We start from the raw sequence: 21,421 nt of genomic DNA on the forward strand, positions 1-21,421 counted from the left end.
CATGAGCGCCATCAACTACAGCGAGAAGATCCCCAACAACGTCAACCTCGGCGAAGACCGCACCCTGCAGCGCGCGCTGGAGAGCTGGCAGCCCAACTTCCTGAACTGGTGGGGCGACGTGGGCCCCGAAGGCTCCACCGACTACGACGTCTACCTGCGCACCGCCATCAGCGTGGACCCCCAGGGCTGGGCCCAGTTCGGCCACGTGAAGATGCGCGACTACCGCTGGGGCATCTTCCTCAACCCTGCCGAGGCCGACCGCAAGGTGCACTTCGGCGACCACGCGGGCGAGAAGGCCTGGCAGGACGTGCCCGGCGAGCACCGCGCCAACCTGCGCCGCATCATCGTCACCCAGGGCGATACCGAGCCCGCCTCGGTGGAGCAGCAGCGCCACCTGGGCCTGACCGCGCCGTCCATGTACGACCTGCGCAACCTGTTCCAGGTCAACGTGGAGGAAGGCCGCCACCTGTGGGCCATGGTCTACCTGCTGCACAAGCACTTCGGCCGCGACGGCCGCGAGGAGGCCGAGGCCCTGCTGGAGCGCCAGTCGGGCGACGAGAACAACCCGCGCATCCTGGGCGCCTTCAACGAGAAGACGCCCGACTGGCTGTCCTTCTTCATGTTCACCTACTTCACCGACCGCGACGGCAAGTTCCAGCTGGCCGCGCTGGCCGAGAGCGCCTTCGACCCGCTGGCGCGCACCACCAAGTTCATGCTGACCGAGGAGGCCCACCACATGTTCGTGGGCGAGTCCGGCGTCTCGCGCGTGCTGCAGCGCACCTGCCAGGTCATGAACGAGCTGCGTACCGACGACGTGGGCCGCCTGCGCGCGGCCGGCGTGATCGACCTGCCCACGCTGCAGCGCTACCTGAACTTCCACTACAGCGTGACCATCGACCTGTTCGGCGCCGACCAGTCCAGCAATGCCGCCACCTTCTACAGCAGTGGCCTCAAGGGCCGCTACGAGGAAGGCAAGCGCGCGGACGACCACCGCCTGCACGACCAGCACTACAAGGTGCTGGAAGTGGTGGACGGCAGGCTGCAGGAAAAGGAAGTGCCCATGCTCAACGCGCTCAACGAGGTGCTGCGCGACGACTACATCAAGGACTCCAACGCGGGCGTGGGCCGCTGGAACAAGGTCATGGAAAAGGCCGGCATCGATTTCCGCCTCACCGTGCCGCACAAGGCCTTCAACCGCCAGATCGGCGCGCTGGCCGGCGTGCGCATGAGCCCCGACGGCCGCGTGGTCAGCGAGCAGGAATGGCGCATGCGCGAGGCCGAATGGCTGCCCTCGGACGCCGACCGCGCCTTCGTCGCCTCGCTCATGGGCCGTTGCGTGGAGCCGGGCCAGTTCGCGGGCTGGATCGCGCCGCCGGTCATGGGCATCAACCGCCAGCCCGTGGATTTCGAATACGTGCGCTTCAACTGAAGCGCCGCGCCAGCAGGGAGTCGCCCATGACAGTCGCCTTGGTAGAACACGGCATCCTCACGCAGCACCTGATCGACCCGGAGATCTGCATCCGCTGCAACACCTGCGAGGCCACCTGCCCCGTGGGCGCCATCACGCACGATGACCGCAACTACGTGGTACTGGCCGAGCAGTGCAACGGCTGCATGGACTGCGTCTCGCCCTGCCCCACGGGCGCCATCGACAACTGGCGCAAGGTGCCGCTGGCAAGCGCCTATCCCGTGGCCGAGCAGCTGCTCTGGGACGAGCTGCCCGAGGAGCTGCCGCCTGAGGCGCTGGTCCAGGCACGGGCCCAGGCACAGGACACAGGGGACGCACCTGCCGCCGAGGACCTGAGCCAGGCCCAGGCCGTGATCGCGGCGGCCGCCACGCGCGGTGCAGATGCGGCCCGGCCCGACGACAAGGCCGATACCCAGGTGTTGCGCAGCGCCAGCTACGGCGCCACCGTGCCGCCCTGGTCGGCCGCCCATCCGTACACCAACCTGCATGGCCCCAGGAGCCCCGTCACGGCCACCGTGGTCGGCAACCTCAACTGCACGGAGGCGGGCTTCGACAGCGAGACCCACCACATCGTGCTGGACTTCGGCAGCCAGCCGTTCCCCGTGCTCGAAGGCCAGTCCATCGCCGTCATTGCACCCGGCACCGATGCCCAGGGCCGCCCGCATGTGGCGCGCCAGTACTCGGTGGCCAGTGCGCGCAATGGCGAGCGGCCCGGCTACAACAACCTGGCGCTGACCGTGAAACGCGTCACCCAGGACCACCAGGGCCGCCCCGTGCGCGGCGTGGCCAGCAACTACCTGTGCGACGCACGCATCGGCGACAGGGTCCAGGTCATAGGCCCGTTCGGCCAGTCGTTCCTGATGCCCAACCATCCCCGCTCGCACATCGTGATGATCTGCACGGGCACGGGCAGCGCCCCCATGCGCGCCATGACCGAATGGCGCAGGCGGCTGCGCAAGAGCGGCAGGTTCGAGGGCGGCAAGCTCATGCTGTTCTTCGGCGCACGCACGCCGCAGGAGCTGCCCTACTTCGGCCCGCTGCAAAGCCTGCCGCGCGACTTCATCGACAACAACCTGGCCTTCTCGCGCGTGGCCGGCCAGCCCCAGCGCTACGTGCAGGACCTGCTGCGCGAACGTGCGGCCGACCTGGCAGCCCTGCTGCGCGACGACAACGCGCACTTCTACGTCTGCGGGCTCAAGAGCATGGAGGAAGGCGTGGTGCTGGCACTGCGCGACGTGGCGCAGCAAGCCGGGCTGGACTGGGAACAGATCGGTACACGCCTCAAGCGCGAAGGCCGGCTGCATCTGGAGACTTATTGAATCGCTACAGGCCCATACGCATCGCTGGCCAGGGCCTGGGCCAGTATCCAGGCAGGGTCCACCAACTCGGCACCGCGCGCCAGCGGCGACTGCGGCAGGGCCAGCGGGATCTCGGTGCAGCCCATGATCACGGGCACATCGCCATGGCGCTGCAGCAGCGGGGCCAGCACCTCGCCGAAGCAGCGCGCGGCCAGGTCCATGTCGCCCTGCTTGACGCCGTCGTAGATGCCCTGCATGAGCCGCGCGCGGCCCTGCGCATCGGGCTGCAGCGCGGTGATGCCGCACTCGGCCAGTGCCGCGTCGTACAGGCCGCTGTCATAGGTGCCCTGCGTGGCCAGCACGATGGCCTGCTGCGCGCCGCCGGCCTGCAGGTGCAGGGCGGCCTGGCGCGCAATGTGCAGCACATGCAGCTGCGGAAAAAGCGCCTGCAGCTGCCCATGCCAGGCATGGGCCGTGTTGCAGGCCAGGGCCACGCTGCGCACGCCCAGCGCCGCCATGCGGCCCACGCCCTGCAGCAGGTGCTGGGCCGGCCCCGTGGGCGACTGCGGGTCCGCGCGCAGCGCCGCGCTGCGGTCGGGCATGGGCAACTGCACCAGCCAGTGCTCGGGATAGGCCTGGTCATGCACGGGCAGGCCCTGCTGCTGCAGGTGCGCCGTGCAGGCCTGCACGAACAGGCGCACGAAATCCGCGCCTGCGGCCGGTCCCATGCCCCCGAGAATGCCCACCGCGCGCGGGGGCTGAAGCTGCTGCTGCATGCTGCGATCCGAAATCAAAAAGCAGGTTTGTCGCTGAGGTCCTGCAGGTTTTTCTGCAATTGCTCGCTCATCGGCAAGCCCAGGGCCACGTTCCTCGGGGCAATGGGCTGCATGAACCACTTGTCATAAAGCCTGGCGAACGCGCCCGACTTCATCATGTCGCCGATCACGCCATCGACCAGCTGCTTGAACTGGGGGTCGTCCTTGCGCAGCATGCAGGCATAGGGCTCGACCTGCAGCGAGTCGGCCACCACCTCGAAGTCCCCGGGGTTCTTGGCCGTGGGGATCAGGCCGAAGAGCAGGATGTCGTCCATGCCGAAGGCCGCGGCGCGGTCGTTCTCCACCAGCAGGAAGCCGTCCGCATGGTCCTTGGCCATGACGATGTTCATGCCCCAGGCCTTGTCGGCATTGGCCTTGCGCAGCACCTGCAGGTTGGTGGTTCCCGTGGTGATGGCCACGGTCTTGTCCTTGAGGTCGGCGTAGTTTTTGATGCCCGAGCTCTTCTTCACCAGCAGCCGCGTGCCCGTGTAGAAATGGTTGATGGCAAAGGCCACCTCCTTGCCGCGCACCGTGTTGTTGGTGGTCGAGCCGCATTCCAGATCGATGGTGCCGTTGGCCAGCAGCGGCATGCGGTTCTGCGAGGTCACGGCCTGCCACTGCACCTTCAGATCGGGCCGGTTCACCGCCTTCTTCACGGCCTCGGCCACGGCCTGGGACATCTCCACCGTCATGCCGATGGGCTTGCCGTTGTCCAGGTAGCTGAAGGGCACGGAGGACTCGCGGTAGGCCAGCGTGATGCGGCCGCTGTCGCGCACCTTGGCCAGCGTGTCGGCATGGGCCGCAGCCAGGCCTCCCAGGGCCAGGGCCGCGCACAGCGCGGTGGTGTGAAGTTGCATGCTTGTCTCCTCGTCTTTGGTGGATGTGCGGCCAGTGTAGGAAGGGCGGCGGCCTTTGCGGAATGACAATATCGGGCCGGTCCATGCCCGCCGGTTATGGGTGGTCCCCCTGCACTGGGCAGCGGCCCGCAGCCATAACCTGCATGCATACCCCCTGTGCCAAATGCCATGGCCCGGCCTGCCGCGCGCGGCCTACAGTGCGGCTGCATGGAGAAACGATCAATGCATGTCTGCATCGTGGGCGCCGGCATCGTCGGCCTGGCAACGGCCTGGGCGCTGCAGCGGGCCGGCCATCGCATCACCGTGCTGGACCGCGCACCGGGCCCCGCCCAGGGCGCCAGCGGCGGCAATGGCGCGCAGCTGAGCTATTCCTACGTGCAGCCGCTGGCCGATCCCGGCATCTGGAAGATGCTGCCCCGCCTGCTGCTGCAAAAGGATTCGCCGCTGGCCTTCCGCCTGCGCGCCGACCCCGCGCAATGGGCCTGGGGACTGCGCTTCCTGGGCGCCTGCAATGCCCATGCCTCGGCCGAAGGCACGCGCGCCCTGCTGGCCCTGGCCGCCGAAAGCCGCCAGGCCTTCGAGTCGCTCCAGGCCGACGAGGCACTGGCCTGCGACCTGCACACGCCGGGCAAGCTGGTGCTCTACCCCACCCAGCAGGCGCTGGATGCCGCCGCGCAGCAGGTGGCACTGCAAGCGGGCCTGGGCGGCGCGCCGCAGCGCATCGTCAACGCCGCCGAAGTGGCGCGCATCGAACCCGCGCTCGCCGGCTACGCGCAGCGCATTGCAGGCGCCGTACACACGCCCAGCGAGGCCGCCGCCGACTGCCGCCTGCTGTGCGAACAACTGGCCGCCCGGCTCACCGCACGCGGCGCCGAACTGCGCTACGGCGTGGAGCTGCAGGGCTTCGAGCGCGAAGGCGACGCCATCACCGGCCTGCGCACCGCCGCAGGCCCGTTGCCGCTGCATGCCGACCACTACGTGCTGGCCAGCGGCTGGGAAAGCGCGGTCCACGCGCGCCAGCTGGGCCTGCGCATTCCCGTCTACCCGCTCAAGGGCTACAGCATCACCGCCGATGCCGCCGCGCAGCTGCCGCACGCCGCGCCCCGGGTCAGCGTCACCGACACCGCACGCAAGGTCGTCTTCGCACGCATCGGCGAACGCCTGCGCGTGGCCGGCATGGTGGAGATCGTGGGCCGGGACACGCGCACCGACCCGCGCCGCATCGCCAGCCTGCGCCGCTCCACGCAGGAGGTCTTCGCCGACCTGCCGCTGGACGGCAACCTCCACCCCTGGACCGGCATGCGCCCCGCCACACCCACCGGCCTGCCCCTCACCGGCCGCCAGCGCGGCGGTCCGCGCAACCTGTGGCTGCAGACGGGGCATGGCGCGCTGGGGCTGACGCTGGCGTTCGGTTCGGCGCAGAGGCTGGTGGGGCAGATGGAGGCGGACGATCTGTAGAACCCGGTCCCGCAGCCACCTATGTCATGTCGCCACTCAATCTCCGTACGAGTTGCCAGTCGTCCTTGGACCAGCCATGTCGGGCATCCACCGACATGGCTGCGGCGCCAATCAAGGCAAGCCAACCGCTGGCCTTCACACTTCGCAACGGCTCCCATGACGGCCGCTGGGCTATTTGCTGCCAATCCGAACCATGGCAGCCAGTGCACTTTGTCAGCGTGTCATCAGGCCGCAGTGGTTCGACCGTGACCGTCCCGGGTGGCACTTCGCCCCACTCAGCGATAAGCGTGTCCAGCGAAACCGTTGAAGGCACGCCGCCTCGACCCAAAAACCACTTGAGAAAGCGCTCCCAAAGCGAAACATCGGGCGGCGCATTCCGTGAGTCGGTGTCGCGTGCTTTAAGCCAAGCGTCGTGAGACATTATGTTGGCGTAGACCACCAAAATGCATCTGCTGGATCCTGCCTGACAGATGGTCACCGTATCTCCACGCTTCCATTGTCCAATCGACAACGATGAGTTGACCGTCCCCAAGATAAATTTAGCAATATCGGCATCGTTCCAACCGCGCGGATCTTCTTGGGTGTCGGATACGCCACGCCAACTCGCGGCAATGAGCAATGCGGCAAGCGCGATGATCACCAGTGAGCGCCACGTTTCGGAGAGGCGTGGTGAGATTGATGTTGTCTGACTAGCCACCACAGCATCTCCTCACTAGCTCCTGAGCCATATCAGTCGCACGCTGGCGCCCTTCCGGCGGCACCCGCTGGTCTATGCTCTGAAGCAAATTGGCTTGCAAGGACACATCGCCGCTGGCTTTGGCATTGGCATATAAGTAGGCCCATACCTCGGCCGGCCGCGGCTCTCCCCATGTGGGGTTGTATCGGATGGAGGCCATCATGATCAGCGCATCGACATAGCCTCGGTCGATCAGGGCATTGAGGTAGGCCAGGGTGGTGCGCCGGAATTCGTCGAGGCGCTCTGGGTCCTTCATCACATGCTCCAGATCCCGGGTCCAGTAGGCCCCCCCGTAATTCATCATGCTCTGGGGATCGCCCTGGGCCGCTAGCAGGGCGGTCCATCCATCTGCCCTGGCATATGCGTCCTCGGGAAGCTCACCGCAGCCGGGCCGCGCCTTGGCCCCTTCCTCACGCAGCAGAGTCTGGGCCATCGCATGTCCTGCAGGATCGGAAGCCGGGGAAGCCCACTGCGCCATGCGCCCGTAGAGGGACACCATCCAGCAACGCTCCAATGCCTTGTGGAGTTTGGCGACTTCGCCGGCCTGGTCCAGCGTGACCTCGCTGCGGGCAAGCCGGTTGTACAGAATCTCCGCCGATGCATCCACGACAACGGCAGGAAACGCCTTGGCTCGAGGTGCCGTGGGGGGCGCCACCGGCACGGGCGCCGGTACGGAAGCGATCGCCGGTGGAGCGGGAGTTTCAGGTGCTGGCGCAGCAGGCCCGGAAGCTTGCGCAGGTGGCTTGGTTGCACTCACCTGTGCATGCCTGACCTCAGGCGCTGGCTCGGCAAAAAAGATGAGCGCCAGCCCACCGGCAAAGGCAAGAGTAGCGCATGCCCAGGCAACGACCTGCCAGCGCGGAAGCAAAGCTCCTGAATTTCTCATGACCCCCCTTCATGACGATGCAGTTGTCAGATCCCGGGTAATGATTGTGAATAATTCTCATTAACAAATCAATCGATCATGAGAATTCAGTTGAATTTGACAATCGATCGTGCCAATGACCACGGCGCACCAGCCGCAGTCCAGCAGGCATGCTTGTATGAACGGCCTCAACCAGCCAGCAACTCGCGCAAGGCCTTGCGCATTTCCTCGGTCATTGCCCGTGCCAGCACCGACCCTGGCCGCTGGGGCAGGCTGAGTGCATTCACCCCCACGGTGATGCGCGGCAGCAGGGGGACGACATGGACCTTGCGGCGGTCGGCGGCCAGGGCGGTGCAGCCGTCCATGATGGCGGCGCCCAGGCCGTACTCGGCCATGGACAGGGCCGCGTGGTAGGTCTGCACGGTGACCACGGGCGACAGGCCCACGCCATGCTCGCGGCAGGCCTGGCCCAGGCGCATGCCCAGCGGGTCGCGCGCATCGAGAGCGACCACGGGCAGCTCGGCCAGGTCCTTGAGCTCCATCCCCTCTTCGCGCACGCGCGAGGGCGGCAGCAGGCCCTTGGGCAGCACGCAGAACATGTCCACCTCGGCCAGCAGCTCATGCTCCAGCGCGGGCTGGCCCACGGAGCTGATGACGAAGCCCACGTCGGCCTCCTGCAGCAGCAGGGCCGAGACCACCTGGGGCGTGTGCAGCGCCTGCACATGGACCTGCACCTGCGGGTGGCGGCGCCGAAAGCCGGCCACGGCGCGCGGCAGCACCTCGCGGCTGAGCGCGAAGACGGTGAGCACGGTGAGCCGGTCCGCTGCCCGGCCATGGCGCAGGTTGTCGGCCAGACGCTGGACCTCGTCGAGCTGCTCGAACAGCTTCTCGATGTGGGGGAACAGCGCCAGCGCCTCATTGGTGGGCGTGAGCCGCCCGCGTGCGCGCTGGAACAGCGCAAAGCCCAGCTGCAGCTCCGCATGCTGCAGGGTGCGGCTGACGGCCGGCTGGGTGATGTTGATCAGCCGTGCGGCAGCGCTGACGCTGCCGGTCTGCATGACGGCATTGAAGACCTCGATGTGGCGCAGGCGCATGGGCCGTCCTCAGCACGGTCACTCTTGAGCGGACTGCGCGCGCGCCAGCCGCTCGCTTTTCCAGTACACGTCGTCGCCGCCATCCATGCGGTTGAGCACGCGTGCCAGCACGAACAGCAGGTCGGACAGGCGGTTCAGGTATTGGCGCGGCGCGGGCCGCATGGCCTCGCCCTGCTCCAGCGCCACCACCATGCGCTCGGCACGGCGTGCCACCGTGCGGCAGACATGGGCCTGGGCCGCTGCGCGGCTGCCAGCCGGCAGGATGAATTCCTGCAGCCGGGGCAGCTGCGCGTTGTAGTGGGCCAGCGCTTCATCGAGCTGCAGCAGGGCGTCGTCCTTGAGCAGTTCATAGCCGGGAATGGACAGCTCGCCGCCGAGGTTGAACAGCTGGTGCTGCACATCGACCAGCAGCTCGCGCACGTCCTCGGGCAGGGCCTCGCACAGCAGCAGGCCGATGTGGGAATTGAGCTCGTCCACATCGCCCATGGCGTGCGGGCGGCCGCTGTTCTTGGAGACGCGCGTGTTGTCGCCCAGGCCCGTGCTGCCGTCGTCTCCGGTGCGCGTGGCGATCTGTGTCAAACGGTTGCCCATGGGGTTCTCCTTGGCGATGCGGGGTGAAAAACAGGACCCGTGACGGCCCATCACCTGATTGTGCGTTACAGCCGGCACGCAAATGTTGTAGCAGGCAACAGCCGGCAAAAGTGCTGGCCCTGCTGCGCTGCAGCAGGTGGAATGCAGTCATGTTCCACGTTCGACAAGGAGTTCGACACATGACCTCTCAACTGCGCAAAGTCTCCGGTTTTGAAATCCGCAGCGTGATGTTGTTCGCGGCCATTTCGCTGGGCAGCGTTGCTGCCATGGCGCAGGCTCCGTCCACGGCACCGCAGCCGACGTTTGGCGGCGGCTCGGCAGCAGGCGTGCAATCTGCGCCAGCACCCGCAGCACCAGCGGGCGGCGCCAACGAGGTGCAAGCCGCATTCGATCGCGCCGACACCAACCGGGACGGCAAGCTGAGCAAGAAGGAGGCCGAGGCCCTGCCCGCCGTGAGCAGCAATTTCGCCCAGATCGATGCCGACAAGAACGGATCGCTGTCGCGCGATGAATTCAGCAAGGCTGTCCAGCCGCGCTGACACCCGGATGCCTGGCGGCTGACCCACACGGTTGGGCGACAGGGCCGGTGGTATTCTTTCCGGTTGCCCCTGGAGAACACCGATGAACGCCCCTGTCGCCCCCGTCCGCCTGCAGCCTGACTTCGCTCAGCGCCCCATCCCCGAAGCCTTTCTCCAAGCCCTGGCCCAGCGTTTCGGCGCCCAGTGCTCCACGGCTTTGGCGGTGCGCGAACAGCACGGCCGCGACGAGGGCGCCATCCAGGCGCCCCCGCCTGCGGCCGTGGTCTTTGCCGAAAGCACGCAGGACGTGCAGGACGCGCTGAAGCTGGCCGACCAGCATGCCGTGCCGGTCATCCCCTACGGCGCAGGCTCCTCGCTCGAAGGCCATCTGCTGGCCGTCGAGGGCGGCATCAGCCTGGACCTGAGCCGCATGAACCGCATTCTCTCGGTCAACACCGAGGACCTGACGGTCACCGTGCAGCCCGGCATCACGCGCAAGCAGCTCAACGATGCCATCAAGGACACGGGCTTCTTCTTCCCCATCGATCCCGGCGCCGATGCCTCCATCGGCGGCATGACCGCTACGCGCGCCAGCGGCACCAATGCCGTGCGCTACGGCACCATGCGCGAGAACGTGCTGGCGCTGGAACTGGTCACGGCCAGCGGCGAGCTGATGCGCACCGGCACGCGCGCCAAGAAAAGCAGCGCGGGCTATGACCTCACGCGCCTGATCGTGGGCAGCGAAGGCACGCTGGGCGTGGTCACCGAGATCACGGTGCGCCTGTACCCGCTGCCCGAGGCCGTGAGCGCGGCCATCTGCTCCTTCCCCAGCATCGAGGCCGCCGTGCGCACGGTGATCCAGACAATACAGATGGGCGTGCCTATTGCCCGCGTGGAGCTGGTGGACGTGAACTCGGTGCGCATGGTCAATGCCTACAGCAAGCTCACGCTGCGCGAGGAGCCCATGCTGCTGATGGAGTTCCACGGCTCGCCCACGGGCGTGAAGGAGCAGGCCGAGATGGTGCAGGACATTGCGGGCGAGTTCGGCGGCAACGCCTTCGAATGGGCCGAGCGTCCCGAGGACCGCACGCGATTGTTCACGGCCCGCCACAACGCCTATTTCGCAGCTGTCTCCAGCCGCCCCGGCTGCCGCTGCATCACCACCGACGCCTGCGTGCCCATCAGCCGCCTGGCCGATGCGCTACTGGACTCGGTGCGCGAGGCCGACGACAGCGGCATTCCCTACTTCCTCGTCGGCCACGTGGGCGACGGCAACTTCCACTTCGGCTACCTGATCGACCCGGACAACGAGGACGAGCGCTCGCGCGCCGAGCAGCTCAACCACCAGCTGGTGTCGCGCTCCATTGCGCTGGGCGGCACCTGCACGGGCGAGCATGGCGTGGGCATCCACAAGATGGATTTCCTGCGCGAGGAAGCCGGCGACGGCGCGGTGCAGATGATGCGCTCCATCAAGCAGGCGCTGGACCCGAAGAACATCCTGAATCCCGGGAAAATCTTCAGCCTCTGAGTCCCTCCGCCGCGGCTTTCTCGCGCAGGAAGTCGATCAGCGTGGTGATGGCCCGCGTCTGGTAGTGGGACGGCATGTACAGCAGGTACTGGCGCGTGGCCAGAAAGTCCAGGCTGCCCGGCGGCAGCGGCAGGCGCTCAAGCGCGCCGCTGGCCAGTTCGGCCGCCACCATGTAGCGCGGCACCACGGCCACGCCCAGGCCCTGCAGCACGGCATCGCGCAGGAAGTGGAAGTTGGGCGACATCAGGCGCGGGCGTATGCGCAGCTCGGTGGGCCGGGCGCCGTTCATGCCGGCCGTGCGCAGCTTCTGGCCCGTGAGCGCCGAGGTGATCAGCGGCACGCGCTTGAGCGCCAGCAGCGAGTCGGGGTGGCCATGCTGCGCCAGGAACTGCGGCGTGGCGCAGGCCTCGTAGAGCACATCGCCAAGCTTGCAGGCCACCAGGCTTTCGGGCGGCTCGGTCATCACGCGCACGGCGAAGTCCACCGCGCCCTGCATCAGGTCCTCGATGTCGTTGTCGAAGATCACCTCCAGCGTGATGCCCGGGTGCATGCGCATGAACTCCGTCAGCCAGCCCGACATCTGCAGCTGGCCGTAGCCGCTGGGCACGCTCAGCCGCACGGTGCCCTGCAGGCTCTGGCCCAGGCTGTCCACCGACTCGGCCGCCGCCATGACCTCCTGGCGTATCGCGCGGCCATGCGCGTACAGGCGCAGGCCCAGCTCGGTGGGCTCGACCTGGCGCGTGGTGCGGCGCAGCAGCTGCTGGCCGATCTGGCGCTCGAACTGGTTGAGCCGGTGGCTGACGTTGGCGCGGCTCATGCCCAGGCGCACGGCGGCGCGGCTCAGGTTGCCGGCTTCGATGATGTCCACCAGCAGGGACAGTCCGCCCAGATCCATTGTCAAACCTCAGTACACACAATGTCCATTTTTTAGCACGATTGTCAAAGTCAATAAACGAATGAAGAATGCGGGCCTGCCCGGGCATCACCGGCCCGTTGCGGTTTTCGTGGTTCGACAAGGTTTCGCATGAGTGCTCTCCCCTCTTCCCTGCCGCTGGACGGCGTGCGCGTCCTGGATCTTTCGCGCGTGCTGGCCGGCCCCATGTGTGCCATGGCGCTGGCCGACCTGGGTGCCGATGTCGTCAAGGTCGAGCACCCGGGCCGCGGCGACGACACGCGCGACTGGGGCGTGCGCGTGGGCCAGCGCAACACCTCCTACTTCAACAGCGCCAACCGCAACAAGCGCTCGGTCACGCTGGACCTGCAGGCCGAAGAGGGCCTGCGCATCGCACGCGAGCTGGCGGCCGACAGCGATGTGGTCATCCAGAACTTCAAGGTCGGCGGCGCCGAGAAGCTGGGCCTGGGCTACGAGCAGCTGTCGCAGCTGAACCCGCGCCTGGTGTACTGCTCCATCTCGGGCTACTCGCGCAGCGGCCCCGAGGCCACGCGGCCCGGCTACGACCTGGTGGTGCAGGGCGAGTCCGGCATCATGGCCATGAACGGCGAGCAGGGCCAGGGCCCGCTGAAGTTCGGCGTGGCCGCCGTGGACATGTTCACGGGCATGTACTCGGCCCAGGCCATCCTGGCCGCGCTCTACGAGCGCGAGCGCAGCGGGCGCGGTCGCCATGTGCAGATGGCCCTGTACGACTGCGGCCTGATGATCACCAGCTACTACGGCATGGAGGCCCTGCTCAAGGCCGGCGACCCGCCCAAGTTCGGCAACGCCCATCCGTCCATCGTGCCCTACGGCGTGTTCGAGGCGGCCGACGGCCCTCTGGTCATCACCGTGGGCAACAACGGCCAGTTCCAGCGCTTTTGCACCGACGTCATCGCCAAGCCCGAGTGGGCCGCCGACGAGCGCTTTGCCACCAATACCGCACGCTCGGCAAACCGCGATCTGCTGATGCCGCTGGTGCAGGCCGAGCTGCTGCGTTTCACGCGCGCCCAACTGCTCGAATGCCTGACGGCCGCGCAGATTCCCTGCGGCGAGGTGCTGGGCCTGTTCGAGGCCCTGAACTCGCAGCGCACGGCCGACGCCGGCCTGCTGCACCGCTTCGAGGACAGCGAGGCCGGCAGCCAGTCCGTGCTGGCCCCGCCCTATGCGCTGGACGGCCAGCGCCTGCCCGTGCGCCGCCCGCCGCCGCACCAAGGCGAACACACCGACGAGGTGCTGCAGCAGCGCCTGGGCCTGGACGAACAGGCCCGCGCCGCGCTGCGCGCCAAAAACATCATCTGAGAGCGCGCAGACGTTCCCACCCAGACCGCTCCACGGCTCTCATTTCCACCCCTTCCCGCTTGAGGAGACATATGACTTCCACCCCCTTCCAGGCCTCGCGCCGCCAGATCCTTTCCGCCGCCTGCGCCACCGCCATCGCCACGCTGGCCCCCGCCGCACGGGCCCAGAGCCAGTGGCCCGACAAGCTGATCAAGCTGACCGTGGCCTTCCCGCCCGGCGGCCCCACCGACACGGCCGCGCGCATCGTCGCGCAGCGCCTGACCGAGCGCCTGGGCCAGACCATCGTCATCGACAACCGCCCCGGCGCCTCGGGCTCGGTGGGCACGGCGGCCTTCATCAAGTCGCAGCCCGACGGCTATTCGCTGTCCATGTTCGGCATGCCCGCGCTGCTGGCGCCCATGCTGTTCAACAACAACCTGTACGACGTGCGCAAGGACTTCCTGCCCGTGGCCACGGTCTATGACCTGCCCATGGCCATCGTCATCAACCCGCGCGAGCTGCCGGACGTGACCAACCTGCAGCAGCTGATCGAGCACGCCAAGAAGGCCAAGCCGGCGCTGAACTACACCAGCTCGGGCACGGGCAGCTTCGGCCACCTGTCCATGGAGCAGCTCAAGGACCTGGGCGGCTTCGACATGCAGCACGTGCCCTACCGCGGCAGCGCGCCGGCCGTGACCGACCTGATCGGCGGCCAGATCGCCGTGATGTTCGCCGACGTGGTCGCGGCCCTGCCCCACATCCAGGCGGGCAAGCTGCGCGCCATTGCCGTCAGCTCGCAAAAGGCCAAGCAGCTGCTGCCGAACGTGAAGTCGGTGGCCGAGCAGGGCTTCCCCGGCTTCGACGCCGACACCTGGGGCGGCCTGATCGCCCCGCTGAACACGCCGCCCGCCGTGGTCCAGCGCCTGAACCAGGAACTCAAGCTCATCCTGGCCGAGCCCGAGCTGCAAAAGAAGATGCTGGCCGCAGGCGCCATCGCCACCTACCAGGACGGCGCGGCCATGAAGGCACGCCTGAATGCCGACTTCACGCGCTGGAGCAAGATCGCGAAAGACAAGAACATCTCTTCGCAGTAAAGAACACAGAGCGCCCCACGATGCGCCTTCAGGGCATGCCGCAAGGCATGCCCTTTTTTACGTCCACAAGGCTCGGCGCCCGCTGTTCACTCCCGTGTGGCCGCGCCTGCGTCGTGGCGGTTGCGGGGTTGCAGTCCTGCCGAAGGACAGGACTGCTTCGTGATCTGACTCGCCGTGATGTTTGAACGTAGCGCGTAGCGCGAAGAGAGTTTCACGGCGAACCCCGCAACCGCCACGACGCAGGTTGCCCCGCAGCGAAGCGAAGGGGTCGCGGACATTCGGTCGCCTTCTTTGACCTGACCTTTCTTGGCGAAACAAGAAAGGGCAGTCGGCTGCCGGGCCGAAACCCGGCCTCGAAAAACAACCACCCGGCAGGGTCAGAAAAAGCGACTCAAGCCACCGTCTGGCTTTGGCTTAACGCAGGAGTGCAGCCTGATAGCCGACCCTTACTTGGAGAGATCCATGATCATGCGCGTGGCCAGGTACAGGCGGGGCACGATGGTGTTCAGCTGCACATACTCCGCATCATTGGAGTGCGCGCCGTAGCCGCTCAGGCCAAAGCCCTCGATGACGGCACCCTTGGCCTTGAGCGCCGCAAACGCCGCGTCGGTGCCGCCGCCCGTGGCCTTTTCCATCACGCTCATCTTCAGGCCCAGCTCATCGCTGTAGATGGTCTGCGCCTGTTTGGCCAGGCTGCGCGAGGCCTCGTTGGCCTCCAGCGGCGGGCGGCGCACCTCGAACTTGAGCTGCACCTTGCTGGCGTCCAGCAGCTTGTGGCCCACCTTGGCCTGCATGGCCTGCTCCAGCGCCGTGAAGTCGGCCACGCGCAGCGCGCGGGCGTCGGCCTGGGCCGTGGCCTCGGCGGGAATGACGTTGCGGTTGGTGCCGGCCTTGGCCACGGTCCAGTTGAGCTTGAGGCCGGTCTCGGGCTTGGACAGGTCCTTCATCTGCAGCAGCTGGTGCGACAGCTCGTACAGCGCGTTCACGCCGTCCTCGGGCTTGGCGCCCGCGTGCGAGGCCTTGCCCTCGACCTTGAGGTAGGCCGCGCCGATGCCGCTGGTGGCCAGGCGCACGCCGCCGTCGGTGCCGCCGCCTTCGAACGAGAAGACCGCATCCTGCTCGGCGCCCATGCGCGTGATGGTGCTGCGCGCGCCGGGCGAGCTGATTTCCTCGTCGCTGTTCATCAGCACGGTCAGCGTGCCGTAGTTGTCGAAGCCCAGCTGGCGCAGCATGGCCACGGTGTGCAGGATCAGGGCCACGCCCTGCTTGTCGTCGGCAATGCCCAGGCCGTAGGCGCGCTCGCCGTCGATGCGAAACGGCTGGTCCTTGAGCATGCCGCGCAGGTAGACCGTGTCCATGTGGGCGATCAGCATGATGCGGCTGGTGCCCTTGCCCTTGAACTCGGCATGCACCATGGGGCCGATCTTCTCGGGCGTGTCACCCAGCCGGTAGACGTCGGTGGGCTGCAGGATCTCGACCTTGCCGCCCTGCTCGCGCAGCTTGCCGGCCACGTAGTTGGCGATCTGCTCCACGCCCTCCATGTCCTTGCTGCCCGACTCGATGTGCACCAGGTCGCGCAGCGTGTCCAGCAAGGGCTGCTGGTGCTTTTGCGCCAGCGCCTGGATATCGGCCTTGGGCGCAGCCAGGGCACTGCCGGACAGGCCGGCCATGGCAAGGGCCAGCGCCAGCGGGGCGCTGCGGAACATGAGGGAAAGCGGTGCGAAGGCGGAACGCATGGACAGGTCTCCTGTGTTGAAAAAGTTGTGCCTGCACGATAGCAGGCGCCGCGCAGGGCGCACGCAATTGCCGTGCCTGTTTTGTCCATCTCACTGCCCAAAGCAAAGGCCCCGCAAGCTGTGGCCTGCGGGGCCTTGTGGGGAGTGCGACCCGGTATCAGCCCGCGCTCAGCGCCATGCCGCTTTTCCGGCTCACGCCATCGCCCACGACCACGGCCGACACCACGCTCAGCACCAAGGCAATGGCCGATCCGTAGAACACGCCGTGGCTCATGCCATGGTCCAGCATGTAGCCGAACACCGGCGCGGCCAGGCAAAAGCCCAGGTCCAGGCCCGAATACACCGTGCCGTAGACGCGGCCCGTGGCGCCGGGGGGCGCGGCGCGCTTGATCAGCATGTCGCGCGAGGGACCGGCCAGGCCCGTGCCCAGGCCCGCGATGGAGGCCACGGCCACGGCCGCCATGGCCGGCAGCCAGCCCGTGCCGACCAAGAACAGCGCAACACCCGAGCCCAGCATGCAGATGGAGATCACCTTCTCCAGCCGCTGCACACGGCCCACGAGGAAGCCGCCGGCCAGCATGCCTGCCGCGCCGCAGAGCATGTAGCCCGTGACGATCAGCGCCGTCACGCTCAGCGGCAGTCCGTACATGGACTGCATGGCGGGGCTGGCAAAGCTCTGGATGGCGCTGAGCGCGCAGGTGCTCCAGAAGAAGAACGAGAAGCACAGCCAGACCGAGGGCAGCTTCAGGAAGGCCATGGGATGCTCCTGCGGCACGGCGGCCGCAGCGGCACGCGCCGCCGGAGCCTGGGCATCGGCCGCACGGTCGTCCAGCGCCTCGCGGTTGAGCACCATGATGGTGAGGATGACGGCGGCCAGGGCCGCGCCGCACAGGCAGGCCAGGCGCCACGAGCCCGTGGCCGTGGTGATGCCCGCCATGAACAGCGGCGCCAGCGCCCAGCCGATATTGCCCGACAGGCCGTGCACCGAGAACGCATGGCCGATGCGCTTGGCCGACACGCGCTTGTTGAGGATGGTGAAGTCCACCGGGTGGAAGGGCGCATTGCCCAGGCCCGCGAAGAAGGCCGCCAGCAGCAGCATTCCATAGCCCTGTGCCAGGCTGGCGACCACGCCCGCCACGGTGAAGCTGCCCAGCGCCGCAAACAGAATGGGGCGCGCGCCGAAGCGGTCCACGGCAAAGCCGGCCATGGCCTGTCCCACGCCGGAGACCACGAAGAACAGCGACACCATCACGCTGAGCTCGGCATAGCTGTAGCCGAACTCGGCGATCAGCCACGGGAACAGCGGCGGCAGCAGCAGGTGGAAGAAATGCGAGGAACCATGCGCCAGGCCGATCAGGCCGATGGTGCGCACATCGCTGCGCAGCGGGTCCGGCGCCACGGCGTCCGGCATGGAAGAGGAAGAGGCGGTCATGGGCCGCATCTTAGGCAGCAGCGTTTCGTCTTGTATGCGATAGTCTGCCAACTTCTATCGCAAACATGCCAAAGCCTGTCTCCACGCCCGGCACCCCTGCCCACACCCCTGCTGACACTCTTGCCGACACCCTGCCCAGCACCTGCCCCGCAGCCGCACTGCGGTCGGTGCGCAGGGCCCGGCCGATGGAGCCGGTGGAGGCCCTGCATCCGCACCTGTTCGTGCCCACGCCCCAGCGCCCCGTGCGCGCCAAGCAGCATCGCCTGTCGGCACGCACGCGCGTCATACCGCACAGCCACAGCTGGGCACAGATCGCCATCTCGCTGGACGGCGTGCTGCACCTGTCGGCCCCCCAGGGCACGCTGATCGCCCCACCCTCCAAGGCCGTGTGGATTCCGCCCGGCCTGGTCCACGCCGTGGCCATGGTCGAGGAAGCCGATCTCGTCTCCATCTACGTGCTGCAGGACGATCCGGCCCAGGGCCCCGTACTGCCGGACCTCCCGCCCTGCGGCGTGGCCTGCAACCCGCAGGACTGGGCACGCTGCCGCGTGCTGGAGGTTTCGCCGCTGATGCGCGAGCTGATCACGGCCCTGCCCAAGCAAAGCGATGACCAGCCCGCCCCGGACGCCGCCACCCTGCAGCGCGAGCACCATCTCAGCGCCCTGCTGCTGGAAGAACTGCGCCGGGCCAGCGAAGTCCACCTTGGCGTGAACATGCCCCAGGACAAGCGGCTGCGCATGCTCTGCGAGGCCGTCGTGGCCGACCCCACCCAGCACGAGAGCCTGGCCGACTGGGCGGCAGACACCGGCGCCAGCCCGCGCACCGTGGCCCGGCTGTTCCAGCAGCAGCTGGGCTGCAGCTTCACCGCCTGGCGCCAGCAAGTGGTGCTGGCCCACGGCCTGAGCCTGGCCGCGCGCGGCCTTCCCATACAGCAGATCGCGGCCGAACTGGGATACAGCCCCAGCGCCTTCAGCGCCATGGTGCACCGCACGGTGGGCATGCCCCCGGCACGGTTCTTCGGGCAGCAGGCCGGCTCCGCTGCCCACAGGGTCGGATCAGGCGCTGTATCGCGGCCGACCAGGGAATGACTGGGAACCATCGCCTCTTCGCGATAGCTGATCCGATATAGGGTTTGCCTAAGGCCAGCCCATGGAATAGGGCGGCGCCCTGCGTGCTCTTATGCCGCATGATCTCCACCGCCGAGTCGCGCTACAACCAGTGGGTGCGCGAGCACTACCGATTCCTGCTGCGCAGCGCCTGGGCGCTGACCGGCTCGCGCGCGCTGGCCGAGGACGTGGTTCAGGACTGCTTCACCAGCGCCTGGCGCTTTCGCCACCAACTGCGCGAGGCCGCGATGGCGCGGGCCTGGCTGTTCCAGATCATGCGCCGCCATGCCTTCCGGCACCTTGCGCCATCGGCCCATCTGGTCAGCGATGACGAGGCGCTGGACCAGCATCCCGCCCCCTCCCCCTCGCCTTCGGCGCTGGACGACCGGCTCGACGTGGTCAAGGCGCTGTCGCGCATCGCCCCCATCCACCGCGAGGTGCTGGTGCTCTATTACTTCGACGACATGCCCACGGCCCAGATGGCCGAGGCCCTGGACATTGCGCCGGGCACGGTGCTGTCGCGCCTGTCACGCGCCCGCGATGCGCTGAAGGCGGCGCTGGAGCAGGCCGCCCCGGCGCCTGCCCCAGAGACTGCCAGCGTGATCCCGCTGCGCCCCACCCCGCTGCGCGCCACCCGATACCAAGGCTTGAAATGACTGCCCCGGACACGACCGACGAATCGGCCTTCGACCTGCGCGCACGCGCCGAACTGGCCCTGGCCTTCGACCCCGGGCCGCACGGCGAGCCGCCCGCCCATCTGCTGCGCCACACGCCCTGGCATGCGCGCAGCGGCGTGCGCCGGCTGATCGCCGCGCTGCTGGTGGGCAGCTCGGCCGCCACCGCCGTGTTCGCCATGCGCCCGCCCGAGCTGGTGCGCGCCGCCATCGAGCATGAGTACTACGAGCGCACGCTGCGCGGCAGCTTCATGCCCGAGGCCGAGGTGGCGCGCCGCCTGGACCTGCCGGCCGGCGAGAAGCTGCCCGGCTACACCCAGCTGATGCGGCCCTGCGATATCGACGGCACGCGCGCCTACCACCTGACCACCTTCTTCGAGAAGGGCGGCATCGTCACCGTGCTGGCCTTCGACCAGCCCCAGCGCCTGGCCGATGGCCAGGGCTGGTGGGCCAACATGCACTGGCAGGTCGTTCGCTCGCGCGAAGGCCGGCCGCTGGTGCTGGTGGCCCAGAAGAAACAGGCCCTGGCCGTGGCCAGCAAGGCCCTGGGCACCCCTGCCCCATGAGACGCCACGACACGCCCCCTGACAACCACCACGAGGAGACACCCATGAACCACTTGCCGACATCGCCCACCTCCCCCGCGCGCCGCAGCCTGCTGGCCGGCAGCGCCAGCGCACTGGCCGCCGCAGGCCTGGCCGGCCTGCACCAGGGCGCACTGGCCCAAGCCCAGGCCCAGGCACCCGCAGCTGCGGCAGCACCGGCGGCCAAGCCCCTGCCCGGCTACGCGGGCTGGAAAAAGGCCGATGCCCTCATCGTCCACAGCTCCACCACCATAGAGACGCGGCGCGGCGCCTTCGGCACCAGCGTGATCACGCCCAGCGACCAGCTCTATGTGCGCAACAACCTGCCCACACCGCCCGAATCCATCGTGGCCGACCGCGATGCCTGGCAGTTGCAGGTGGAGGGCGTGCGCCAGCCCCGCAGCCTCAGCGTGCGCGAGCTCAAGTCCCTGGGCCTGGAGACCGTGGCCATGGTGCTGCAGTGCTCGGGCAATGGCCGGGCCTTCTTTCCCAGCAAGCCCAGCGGCACGGCCTGGACCGTGGGTGCGGCCGGCTGCGTGGTCTGGAGCGGCGTGCCCGTGCGCGAGGTGGTCAAGGCCCTGGGCGGCGTGGCCGACGGCGGCCTCTACATGACCGGCACGGGCGGCGAGGTGCTGCCTGCGGGGCTGGACCCCAAGAGCGTCATCGTCGAGCGCTCGGTGCCGCTGTCGGCCATGGAAGACGCGCTGCTGGCCTGGGAGATGAACGGCGAGCCCATCCCGCTGGCCCATGGCGGGCCGCTGCGCCTGATCGTGCCCGGCTACACCGGCGTGAACAACATCAAGTACATCAAGCAGCTGGCCTTCACGCCGCGCGAGAGCGAGGCCCACATCATGTCCCACGGCTACCGCATCTCGCCGCCCGGCAGCAAGGGCGATCCGAGCCAGCCCTCGGTGCAGGAGATGAGCGTCAAGTCCTGGATCAACTCGCCCCTGCCCGAGGACGGCGGGCAGGCCGCCGGCCTGGTGCAGATCCACGGCGTGGCCTTTGGCGGCATGGATGCCGTCAAGGGCGTGGAGGTGTCCACGGACGGCGGCAAGAGCTGGCAGGCCGCGCGCCTGGTCGGCCCCGACCTGGGCAAGTACGCCTGGCGCCAGTTCGTGCTGCAGGCGCGCCTGCCCAAGGGCACGCATGTGCTGGCCAGCCGCGCCACCGACGCGCGCGGCCGGGTCCAGCCCGAGACGCGCGGCGAAAACCAGAGTGGCTACAACAACACCAGCTGGGCCGACCACGCCGTGACCGTCACCGTGGCCTGAACACGGCCCGCGCGCTCATCCCGCCCCCCCTTCTCTTCACTACCGTCACCTCCCGCACACGGCGCCAGACCGTGGCGGGCC

20 protein-coding genes are annotated in these 21,421 nt (G+C 68.1%); 11 read left to right on the forward strand and 9 right to left on the reverse strand.

All coding sequences use genetic code 11. The features are described 5' to 3' along the window. Position 1 precedes the first annotated feature (1 nt). Both boxB and boxA read left to right on the forward strand, forming a co-directional pair. Positions 2-1,429 carry a benzoyl-CoA 2,3-epoxidase subunit BoxB gene (boxB, locus tag ACF8LI_RS16120; protein ID WP_043823400.1) on the forward strand — a complete coding sequence of 476 codons (1,428 nt, stop codon included), beginning with the start codon at positions 2-4 and terminating at the stop codon, positions 1,427-1,429. A gap of 26 nt (positions 1,430-1,455) precedes the next feature. After that, positions 1,456-2,787, forward strand: a complete 1,332-nt coding sequence (gene boxA / locus ACF8LI_RS16125) for a benzoyl-CoA 2,3-epoxidase subunit BoxA (RefSeq protein ID WP_392413336.1) — start codon at positions 1,456-1,458, stop codon at positions 2,785-2,787. Here the strand turns inward: boxA and ACF8LI_RS16130 are convergent. Together ACF8LI_RS16130 and ACF8LI_RS16135 are read right to left on the reverse strand one after the other, a co-directional pair. Beyond that, the gene (locus ACF8LI_RS16130; protein WP_160851031.1) at positions 2,781-3,542 is read right to left on the reverse strand and encodes an aspartate/glutamate racemase family protein; all 762 of its coding nucleotides are present in this window, start codon (positions 3,540-3,542) and stop codon (positions 2,781-2,783) included. The genes boxA and ACF8LI_RS16130 overlap by 7 nt on opposite strands. 14 nt (positions 3,543-3,556) lie before the next feature. Next, positions 3,557-4,438, reverse strand: coding sequence for an amino acid ABC transporter substrate-binding protein (locus ACF8LI_RS16135; protein WP_012202010.1), 882 nt, complete (start codon positions 4,436-4,438; stop codon positions 3,557-3,559). 222 nt (positions 4,439-4,660) lie between these two features. Here ACF8LI_RS16135 and ACF8LI_RS16140 point away from each other — a divergent pair, with 222 nt between their 5' ends. Continuing rightward, the gene (locus ACF8LI_RS16140) at positions 4,661-5,896 is read left to right on the forward strand and encodes a D-amino acid dehydrogenase (RefSeq protein WP_392413405.1); all 1,236 of its coding nucleotides are present in this window, start codon (positions 4,661-4,663) and stop codon (positions 5,894-5,896) included. Positions 5,897-5,915: 19 nt separating this feature from the next. Here the strand turns inward: ACF8LI_RS16140 and ACF8LI_RS16145 are convergent, their stop codons facing one another. The 4 genes from ACF8LI_RS16145 to ACF8LI_RS16160 all read right to left on the reverse strand — a co-directional run bounded on the left by ACF8LI_RS16145 (position 5,916) and on the right by ACF8LI_RS16160 (position 9,182). After that, positions 5,916-6,536: a hypothetical protein gene (locus tag ACF8LI_RS16145; RefSeq protein WP_392413339.1), complete on the reverse strand. Its 621-nt coding sequence runs from the start codon at positions 6,534-6,536 to the stop codon at positions 5,916-5,918. A gap of 49 nt (positions 6,537-6,585) precedes the next feature. Next, the gene (locus ACF8LI_RS16150; RefSeq protein WP_047472320.1) at positions 6,586-7,239 is read right to left on the reverse strand and encodes a hypothetical protein; all 654 of its coding nucleotides are present in this window, start codon (positions 7,237-7,239) and stop codon (positions 6,586-6,588) included. A gap of 446 nt (positions 7,240-7,685) precedes the next feature. Continuing rightward, a complete protein-coding gene (locus ACF8LI_RS16155; RefSeq protein ID WP_016452275.1) occupies positions 7,686-8,591 on the reverse strand; it encodes a LysR substrate-binding domain-containing protein in 906 nt (301 codons plus the stop codon). A gap of 18 nt (positions 8,592-8,609) precedes the next feature. Beyond that, positions 8,610-9,182: a cob(I)yrinic acid a,c-diamide adenosyltransferase gene (locus ACF8LI_RS16160; protein ID WP_047472321.1), complete on the reverse strand. Its 573-nt coding sequence runs from the start codon at positions 9,180-9,182 to the stop codon at positions 8,610-8,612. Positions 9,183-9,361: 179 nt separating this feature from the next. On the opposite strand from ACF8LI_RS16160, the gene ACF8LI_RS16165 reads away from it, so the two are divergent. Together ACF8LI_RS16165 and ACF8LI_RS16170 are read left to right on the forward strand one after the other, a co-directional pair. Continuing rightward, positions 9,362-9,721, forward strand: a complete 360-nt coding sequence (locus tag ACF8LI_RS16165) for an EF-hand domain-containing protein (RefSeq protein WP_043789497.1) — start codon at positions 9,362-9,364, stop codon at positions 9,719-9,721. A gap of 82 nt (positions 9,722-9,803) precedes the next feature. Continuing rightward, entirely contained in the window at positions 9,804-11,228 is a 1,425-nt protein-coding gene (locus tag ACF8LI_RS16170) for an FAD-binding oxidoreductase (RefSeq protein WP_013799978.1), read from the forward strand. On the opposite strand, the gene ACF8LI_RS16175 is transcribed toward ACF8LI_RS16170, so the two are convergent. Further along, entirely contained in the window at positions 11,218-12,123 is a 906-nt protein-coding gene (locus ACF8LI_RS16175) for a LysR family transcriptional regulator (protein ID WP_016447304.1), read from the reverse strand. The two genes, ACF8LI_RS16170 and ACF8LI_RS16175, sit on opposite strands and share 11 nt — an antisense overlap. Positions 12,124-12,252: 129 nt before the next feature. Between ACF8LI_RS16175 and ACF8LI_RS16180 the strand changes: the two genes are divergently transcribed. Both ACF8LI_RS16180 and ACF8LI_RS16185 read left to right on the forward strand, forming a co-directional pair. After that, positions 12,253-13,461, forward strand: a complete 1,209-nt coding sequence (locus ACF8LI_RS16180) for a CaiB/BaiF CoA-transferase family protein (RefSeq protein WP_013799976.1) — start codon at positions 12,253-12,255, stop codon at positions 13,459-13,461. Positions 13,462-13,532: 71 nt separating this feature from the next. Continuing rightward, a complete protein-coding gene (locus tag ACF8LI_RS16185; RefSeq protein WP_013799975.1) occupies positions 13,533-14,534 on the forward strand; it encodes a tripartite tricarboxylate transporter substrate binding protein in 1,002 nt (333 codons plus the stop codon). Positions 14,535-14,980: 446 nt separating this feature from the next. Here the strand turns inward: ACF8LI_RS16185 and ACF8LI_RS16190 are convergent, their stop codons facing one another. Beyond that, positions 14,981-16,270 (reverse strand): M20/M25/M40 family metallo-hydrolase, encoded by a 1,290-nt coding sequence (locus ACF8LI_RS16190; protein ID WP_012202000.1) that lies wholly within the window; start codon positions 16,268-16,270, stop codon positions 14,981-14,983. Between the two features lie 157 nt (positions 16,271-16,427). Next, complete coding sequence (locus ACF8LI_RS16195) at positions 16,428-17,702, reverse strand: MFS transporter (protein WP_016452281.1); 1,275 nt, start codon at positions 17,700-17,702, stop codon at positions 16,428-16,430. Positions 17,703-17,767: 65 nt separating this feature from the next. Between ACF8LI_RS16195 and ACF8LI_RS16200 the strand changes: the two genes are divergently transcribed. From ACF8LI_RS16200 to ACF8LI_RS16215, 4 genes are all read left to right on the forward strand, one after another. Beyond that, complete coding sequence (locus ACF8LI_RS16200) at positions 17,768-18,790, forward strand: AraC family transcriptional regulator (RefSeq protein WP_392413342.1); 1,023 nt, start codon at positions 17,768-17,770, stop codon at positions 18,788-18,790. 98 nt (positions 18,791-18,888) lie between these two features. Further along, positions 18,889-19,464 (forward strand): RNA polymerase sigma factor, encoded by a 576-nt coding sequence (locus ACF8LI_RS16205; protein ID WP_016452283.1) that lies wholly within the window; start codon positions 18,889-18,891, stop codon positions 19,462-19,464. Next, complete coding sequence (locus ACF8LI_RS16210; protein ID WP_016447298.1) at positions 19,461-20,048, forward strand: hypothetical protein; 588 nt, start codon at positions 19,461-19,463, stop codon at positions 20,046-20,048. The genes ACF8LI_RS16205 and ACF8LI_RS16210 overlap by 4 nt, the downstream gene beginning before the upstream one ends. A gap of 44 nt (positions 20,049-20,092) precedes the next feature. After that, positions 20,093-21,340, forward strand: a complete 1,248-nt coding sequence (locus tag ACF8LI_RS16215; protein ID WP_272206649.1) for a sulfite oxidase — start codon at positions 20,093-20,095, stop codon at positions 21,338-21,340. Positions 21,341-21,421 lie beyond the last annotated feature (81 nt).

It is taken from the genome of Delftia sp. WSY_12, assembly GCF_043104645.1.
Lineage (GTDB): Bacteria > Pseudomonadota > Gammaproteobacteria > Burkholderiales > Burkholderiaceae_C > Comamonas > Comamonas tsuruhatensis.